Below are 6,549 nucleotides of genomic sequence, written 5' to 3'. Positions count from 1 at the left end.
TCACGGGCTAGCCACCGCATCCAGCCAGTCATGGGCGCGGCTTTTGGGCCTGTCGACCAGGATGTTCTGCTGCTTGGCCGCCCTGGTGAAGGCGTCGAACGCGATGCGCTGGCAGCAGATGCCGTCCACGGCGAGCGTAACCAGCCGGGAAGCCTCGAGATAGCCAGGCGCTGTCTTGTCGGGCCATTGGTGGCGCAGTGCCTCGGCGGCTCCGGCCACCGAACTGACCAGCATGGTTTTGTTGTCGCAAAAGCGCACGGTAACCGGCATGAAGGCTGTCATCGGCGAACCTCCCCTTGGCATGGACGCGACATAACGTCGAAAGCTCGCGCCGGTTCCATCAGCCTGGATGCCGGACGACAGGGATGCTGGCGCGGCGGCGAAGAGGCGACGACCTCCGGTTCATTGAAGGCCAACCGAGCAGCGCTCCGCTCCGCTCTGCCACCGCGTGGGAAGATGCCCGGCAGGGCCGAGGGCGCGCGAAGGATCGCCACGTGCCGGCCTCCCACCACCATCCCAACCAGGAGCCTCCCATGAGCAAAAAGACCAGACCCGCAAAACCGCAGGCGCCGAAATTGCCGAAGGGCGAGGCCGAGCAGGTGCGCATACGCCGCGAGATCGGCCATGATTTCGCGCTCAGGGATGACGCCCTCGGCCGCAAGCGGCTGGCAGCGGGCACGCTGGAGGCTGCGCGTGTCTACGAAGTGTCGAATGACGGCTACGCCGCGACCGGCGGCATCGTGCGGCTGCGCGCCATCGATGCGCTCGTCGGCATCACTTCGCTGTCGCGCCAGCAGCGCGAGGCAGGCCTGCGCTACCGCGAGGATTTCCGCTGCAGTCAGCAGGCTGATGTCAAGCCGATGCGCTGGACCGAGCGCATCGACGGCGGCCGCGAGGGCGGCGGCATCGCCGACAGCGTTCTCGACGCCGGCAGGGCCTATGCCGCCGCCACAAGAGCGCTAGGCCATTGGGAGGTGGCCGCCGTGGTACGACAAGTCTGCTGCGCGGACGGTTCCCTCAAGCGCCTGTCCGAGCAGACCGGCGAGGGCCGGAACGTGGTGACGAAGCTGCTGAAGGTGGGGCTGGATTTGTTGGCAGTGCATTACGGGATGATGATGAGGAGGCGGGTGGGGTGAGCGGCGCAAATATCCGGCCGGCGGCGCCGGCCGGATCATTTTTCACAGGATCAGATCATCGGCAGACGCGGATTTCCTCGACGATCCTGTGGTGATGGCGCCAATGCTTGACCAGTGCGATGTGGCAACGGTGGTGACGGTGGTAATAGCGCGGCCTGTAGCCGTTGTCATAGGCGTCGTACTGGTAATAAGGGCGATAGTAGCGATCGCCATAGTCGTAACCATTGTAATAATCGTCGCCGTAATAGTCGTCTGCATAGCCGCCAATGCCGATACTGATACGGCTGCGGGCGTCGGCGGGGGCGATCATCGCCGCCGCCGAAGCAATGGCGATAACCGAAACAAGCAGGAGCTTTTTCATAGCTGCCTCCTTTTCAAGGTTAGGCTAATATATAACTGCCGAGTTGCAGCCTCGTTCCACAGATTCGTAAGATGTGACGAACAATACAGACCGGGGCGCAGATGCCCAGGCGCCTAAAACAAGGCCCTCTCCAATGGCCCCGCCAGTGTCTCGGCAAAGCCCGTCGCCAGATGGTGCCTGTCACGAAACGCCAGCTTGCCTGATATGACGACGTGGCAGGAGGTCGGGCCGCAGAATTGGTTGGTGAGGTCGATGTAGCGGGTGTCGGGCACGCTGGTCACCACGGCGCGCTCGGTGGCGGCGGTGCTGTCGTTGGCGGCTTCGGCCCTTGGCGTGTCGCAGTGCGGCGAGGGTGCCTCGCGCCACCACAGGGTGCGCGCCACGCAGGAGCCGGCGAAGCTGGCGTTGATCGGCGTGTCGCGGATGACTGCCGTCTCGACACCGGCCCGGCTGAAGGCCTGCAAGGTCGAGCGCAGGCCGGCCTGCCAGCGCGCCACTTCGGCGGTGCGTTCGGCGGCGGGCAGATCGCGGGTCAGATTGCCGATGGAAAATTCGGAGATCACCACCAGGCGCGGCTTGCGGCGGATGATCTCTGATATGGCCTGCTCGCGCCAGGCGTCGCATTCGGTGTAGTCGCGCTTCAGCACCGTGTTGAAGGTGGAGAGCCGCGAGGCGCGGCACGATGATTTGAGGTAGGTGACCACCTTGGTGTCGTTGCGCCTGGCTGCTTCGATCAGCGGCGTCGACCAGTGGTCGGCGTGCGAATCGCCAAACAGCACGATGGTGCGGGTGGCATCGGCCGGGCCGAATGTGCAGGGTTTCGGCGTCACCGTTTGGAAGTCGGCCAGGCAGTTCTTGTCGACGGCCCGCGCGATGGAAGGTCTTTCGGCCGCCTGCTCGATGCCGCGCTGCTCGGGACCGATGTTGCGCGTGGCCAGATGCGCATTGGCGTAGGCGACCGCCACGCCGGCACCGGTCAGCGCCAGCGCGGGTGCGAGCGCGCGAGCGCCCACCGTCAGCCAGGCGCCGCGTCGTGCCGGGTTCTCGATGAGGTGATAGGTGAGCACCGACAGCGCCAGCGCCAGCACGCCGCAGCCCAGCCGCTGCGGCACCGTAAGATCGGGCGTCAGCATCCCGGCGTAGACGATGACCGGCCAGTGCCAGAGATAGAGCGAATAGGAGAGCGTGCCGATCCATTGCAAGGGCGGCAGCGACAAAGCGGTGGCCGGGCCAAGGACGTGCCGGTCGGTCCGCCCGTTGGTCTGTTCCCCGCAGCCGCCGCTCAGCAGCACCAGCACGGTGCCGGCAACCGGCAGCAGTGCATACCAGCCGGGGAAGGGCAGGTCCTCGCTCAACAGGCGATAGGCGGTCGCAATCAGCGCCAGGCCGAGCCAGCCAAGGGCTGGCCGCAGCCAGATGCGGTGCTGCAGCAAAGCCATGGGGACCAGCGTCGCCAGGCCGCCGGCAGCGAACTCCCAGGCGCGCAGCGGCGAGAAATAGAAGGCCCAGGCCGGCGCCGCGCTGGTCAGCCACAGGCAGGCGGCGAAGGAGGCGAGGCCGACCACGCCGATCATGGCTGCGGCCGTTCGCCGGCCCGGCCGCAGCCAGGCGGCCAGCAGAAGCAGCGCCGGCCAGGCCAGATAGAACTGCTCCTCCACCGACAGCGACCAGAAGTGGATGAAGGGATTGCTGGTGGCGTCGGCGGCGAAATAGTCGAACGACCAGCGCAGCAGCCACAGATTGATGGCATAGGCGGAGGCAAACATGGCGCCGCGCGAATAGAGCGCCTGCTCCTGCGGCGCCAGGATGAAGTAGCCGGCGGCCAGCGTGACCAGGATGACGAACAAAGCTGCCGGCAGGAGCCGCCGCGCGCGCCTGGCATAGAAGCGCCAGAGGTCGAGCCGGCCGGTCTCGCCGATCTCCTGCATGAGATGGGTCGATATCAGCCAGCCCGAGATGACGAAGAAGATGTCGACGCCGGCAAAGCCGCCGGGGAGCGCGGTGAGGCCGAAATGGTAGGCGACGACGCCGCCGACGGCGAGCGCGCGCAATCCTTGTATGTCCGGCCGGAACGATGCTGCCACGACGGCTCCCTCGTGCAAGCCCAGCCCCTGTGCAATGTCGGCGGTGCAGGCCGATATCGCAATGCAACAAATTATCGCAGTGCAACATGGCAGAAATGGGGAGATGGGCCGGGTGCCGGCCGGGCCCGATCCTTGCGTGGCTGGCTTGTCTGCACACCTGCGGCAGACGCAAAACAGCCCCGCGCGGGGCTGTTTCTCATTCGGGTTGCTGGACTGCTACTTGCTGCCGCCGTTCGCTTTCACGCTGCTGCAGAATTCGGGATGGCTGTTGGCCGCAGTGGCGTCCTTCGCCTCGTCCTCGCAGGCCTTCATCATCGCGGTCTGGTCGTCCGGCGTAAGGGCCTTCCAGGCTTTCACGAAGTCGTCGTTGCTGACCATCGTCTTCATGCTGCTATCGGTGTAGAAGGGCTGCATCTTGGCTGGATCGTCGAGAGCCGACGTTTTGGCAAACGCCGCGCCGCCGACCATTGAAAGTGCCATGGCGCCCAAGCAGATCATCTTGATGTTCATGGGTACTCTCCTATTGCTTTGGGATCGTCGAAGCAACGATCCATTGGAAAACGACAGGTTTGGGTGAAAGTTCCGGCATTTTTTGCGTAAAAAAGCCGAAACGAGGAAAAATATAGCCGAAAAACTTGAAACTTTCCCCGATTTTTCCCGTAGGAGGCGAGTTTATCGGGTCTCTCGTGCGAGACTGACCACCAGTCGATCGACGCTGGGGTCGTCGAGGCTGACGATATGGGCCATCTGCAACGCCCGCTTCATGCTGACCCTGGTGACGTCCTGCCGCATGATGACCGGCACAAAGGCCGGCCCCGATCCTGTGAGGACGATCGCCCTGCCGACCAGAACCGGTTCGGAGATGGGAGCCCACTGTACGGTCATGATCGAGGGCTCGCTTGTCTGGCGGCGGTTGATGCCTGTGAAATAGATCCAGTTCAGGCGCGAGATCGCTACGCCGTAGTGGTTGCCGGGCATTCTGGCGCCACCCTGGCCATCGCCCGGGGCCCACCGCGTCACCCGCCTGAAGGTGACCAGCTCGGCCTCACGTCGCAGGAAGGTGACCGAGCGCATCAGAAGGTCGGGGCGGCCGGGGACCGAAAAATAGGTGAAATAAGTGCCGCCGGCGATGGCGGGCGACGGCGGCCGCACCATGTTTTCGTACAGTGCCTCGCGCAGCGATGCATTGCCGTCGCCGTTGGCTGCGGGAATAGCCGGCTCGCGATACAGCTCGTTTTCGTCGATCTTGAAATAATCGCAGATCAGCCTGGCGGTGGTTTTGTTGGGCACCGCCTTGCCTTGCAGATAGCGCTCGAACTGGGTGCGATTGATGCCAAGCTCACGGCACACCGCGCTGACGGAAGCATGGCGCTGGACCAGCCGCCTGAGATTGGCGGCGAGATTCTCGCGAATTGGCACGACATCTCCCCGACAGACGTACGGACCAGTATTCAAGCGATAGCTTATATACACTTGCATGCCGTGGCGCTGGCGCGAAGATGGACCTTTGGCCAATAGGCAACGATCCCGTAGAGCGTAGGCTGTACGATTCTGACAGTCCGGCTATGCAAGCCGCGTAAATGGGCGTATTTCGGTGGCAAGAGCGACCTCGGATCGGCCTCTCGACATCCTGTAATGGAGGGCGGTTTGGATCATACCGACCTGGTCGAGCTTCTGGACTACACGCAGGCGCAATTGACGAAAATCCGCCAGGCGGTCGCGGCAAGCGATCACGCCGGTGCCATGTTCACCATTGATTGCCTTGTCGGAGCGGCGGCCGAGCAGACGAAGTGCAAGCTTGCAAGCCTGGAGCATGCCGGCTTGCCGATCGGCAAGGATGAGCCGATCGGCAGGGATGGGCCGATCGGCAGGGATGGGCCGATCGGCAGGGATGGGCCCATAAAAGGCGGTGCGGCACCGCCCGGCAAAGCGACATCGGGCAAGCCGGATGCCGGCGGCAGCCGCTCCTGATCAGGCCGCGCCGATCTCGCCGATCAGCCTTGCATATTCGGCCTCGGCTTCGCCGTAACTGCCATTGGCGAGTTCCAGCAGCCCGGCGCGGTCGCGAATGACGATCTCGCCCCGTTTCGAGCGAATCAACGCGCGGCCTTCGAGCAATTGAAGCGCGACGGTGACGCCTGGCCGCCTGACACCAAGCATGATGGCCAGGAATTCGTGGGTGATGGCGAGATGTTCGCCGGGCACCCGGTCGTCGCACATGAGCAACCATCGCGCCAGCCGCTCCTCGAGCTTCAGCCGCGCGTTGACGAGCGCGGTGCAGCCGGCCTGGGTTTGTAGTGCGTTGACGAAGCGCAGCAGGAACATGCGCAAGGTCGTACTTGCCTCCAAAGCTGCCTTGAAAGCGCCGGCTTCGATGCGGATCGCTTCGCCTTCGAGTTGGACAAAACAGGCATGCGGCGCACGGTCGTCGCCCATCACCAGGGAGTATCCCGTCATGCCTTCGAAGCCGATGAAGCCCACTTCGGCCTCTTGGCCGCTTGCCGTGCTGGCGACCACCGAACCAATGCCCTGTTCGATGAAGTAGACGGCCTCGATCGGAACATTCGGGGTCACCAGCATCATGCGCAATGGCAAGTCGCAGCGCTGCATGTGCGGCTCGAGCAACGCCAGATCATCCGCAGGCATGCGCCGCAGCAATTGGTTTCGGTACGGATGGTTCCCGTCGGGATTGGGTTTTTTGTCGGGATCAGAGTTTTTGTTGGGATCAGACATGGCGTGGCCCAATGCAGGGCAAGAGCCATCCAATCTCCCAGCCGTCCGTGCCCGTAAAAACGTGAGGACGATGGCCTATGTATAGGGGCTCTGAACGCAGAAAGATATCAATGCGATATGAAATTCGAAGCACGGCGCCCCCCAACGCCTGTTCGCATATGAAAAGATCGGCCTGAATGTTAGTGTCGGAAACGTACCAAACGCCATTTGGTACAAAACCGACATATTTCATGAG

At 63.5% G+C, this 6,549-nt stretch carries 9 protein-coding genes; 2 read left to right on the top strand and 7 right to left on the bottom strand.

Annotated features, from left to right (window positions below; translation table 11 throughout):
• Window positions 1-282 (bottom strand): DUF982 domain-containing protein, encoded by a 282-nt coding sequence (locus EN969_RS11925; RefSeq protein WP_013530587.1) that lies wholly within the window; start codon window positions 280-282, stop codon window positions 1-3.
• Window positions 283-533: 251 nt separating this feature from the next.
• Between EN969_RS11925 and EN969_RS11920 the strand changes: the two genes are divergently transcribed.
• Entirely contained in the window at window positions 534-1,136 is a 603-nt protein-coding gene (locus EN969_RS11920) for a DUF6456 domain-containing protein (RefSeq protein WP_063168642.1), read from the top strand.
• Window positions 1,137-1,191: 55 nt separating this feature from the next.
• Here EN969_RS11920 and EN969_RS11915 read toward each other — a convergent pair whose 3' ends face one another.
• From EN969_RS11915 to EN969_RS11900, 4 genes are all read right to left on the bottom strand, one after another.
• Complete coding sequence (locus tag EN969_RS11915; protein WP_027160843.1) at window positions 1,192-1,497, bottom strand: hypothetical protein; 306 nt, start codon at window positions 1,495-1,497, stop codon at window positions 1,192-1,194.
• 113 nt (window positions 1,498-1,610) lie between these two features.
• Window positions 1,611-3,581 (bottom strand): acyltransferase family protein, encoded by a 1,971-nt coding sequence (locus EN969_RS11910; RefSeq protein ID WP_063168641.1) that lies wholly within the window; start codon window positions 3,579-3,581, stop codon window positions 1,611-1,613.
• A gap of 216 nt (window positions 3,582-3,797) precedes the next feature.
• A complete protein-coding gene (locus EN969_RS11905; RefSeq protein WP_013530594.1) occupies window positions 3,798-4,091 on the bottom strand; it encodes a hypothetical protein in 294 nt (97 codons plus the stop codon).
• A 162-nt stretch (window positions 4,092-4,253) separates the two neighbouring features.
• A complete protein-coding gene (locus EN969_RS11900) occupies window positions 4,254-5,000 on the bottom strand; it encodes a helix-turn-helix transcriptional regulator (RefSeq protein ID WP_063168640.1) in 747 nt (248 codons plus the stop codon).
• A gap of 228 nt (window positions 5,001-5,228) precedes the next feature.
• On the opposite strand from EN969_RS11900, the gene EN969_RS11895 reads away from it, so the two are divergent.
• Complete coding sequence (locus EN969_RS11895; RefSeq protein WP_082826689.1) at window positions 5,229-5,552, top strand: hypothetical protein; 324 nt, start codon at window positions 5,229-5,231, stop codon at window positions 5,550-5,552.
• On the opposite strand, the gene EN969_RS11890 is transcribed toward EN969_RS11895, so the two are convergent.
• Window positions 5,553-6,227 carry a Crp/Fnr family transcriptional regulator gene (locus EN969_RS11890; RefSeq protein WP_164746004.1) on the bottom strand — a complete coding sequence of 225 codons (675 nt, stop codon included), beginning with the start codon at window positions 6,225-6,227 and terminating at the stop codon, window positions 5,553-5,555.
• Between the two features lie 79 nt (window positions 6,228-6,306).
• On the bottom strand, window positions 6,307-6,549 hold a 243-nt coding region (locus tag EN969_RS35525; protein ID WP_206525150.1), incomplete at its 5' end, for a hypothetical protein.

Source organism: Mesorhizobium sp. M7A.F.Ca.CA.003.01.2.1 (assembly GCF_003998945.1).
GTDB lineage: Bacteria > Pseudomonadota > Alphaproteobacteria > Rhizobiales > Rhizobiaceae > Mesorhizobium > Mesorhizobium ciceri.
This window is presented reverse-complemented; position numbering and strand designations above follow the sequence as displayed.

Coding starts and splice junctions, on each gene's coding strand:
- EN969_RS11925 (WP_013530587.1), bottom strand. CDS start 282: ATGACAGCCTTCATGCCGGTTACCGTGCGCTTTTGCGACAACAAAACC.
- EN969_RS11915 (WP_027160843.1), bottom strand. CDS start 1,497: ATGAAAAAGCTCCTGCTTGTTTCGGTTATCGCCATTGCTTCGGCGGCG.
- EN969_RS11920 (WP_063168642.1), top strand. CDS start 534: ATGAGCAAAAAGACCAGACCCGCAAAACCGCAGGCGCCGAAATTGCCG.
- EN969_RS11890 (WP_164746004.1), bottom strand. CDS start 6,227: ATGCCTGCGGATGATCTGGCGTTGCTCGAGCCGCACATGCAGCGCTGC.
- EN969_RS11905 (WP_013530594.1), bottom strand. CDS start 4,091: ATGAACATCAAGATGATCTGCTTGGGCGCCATGGCACTTTCAATGGTC.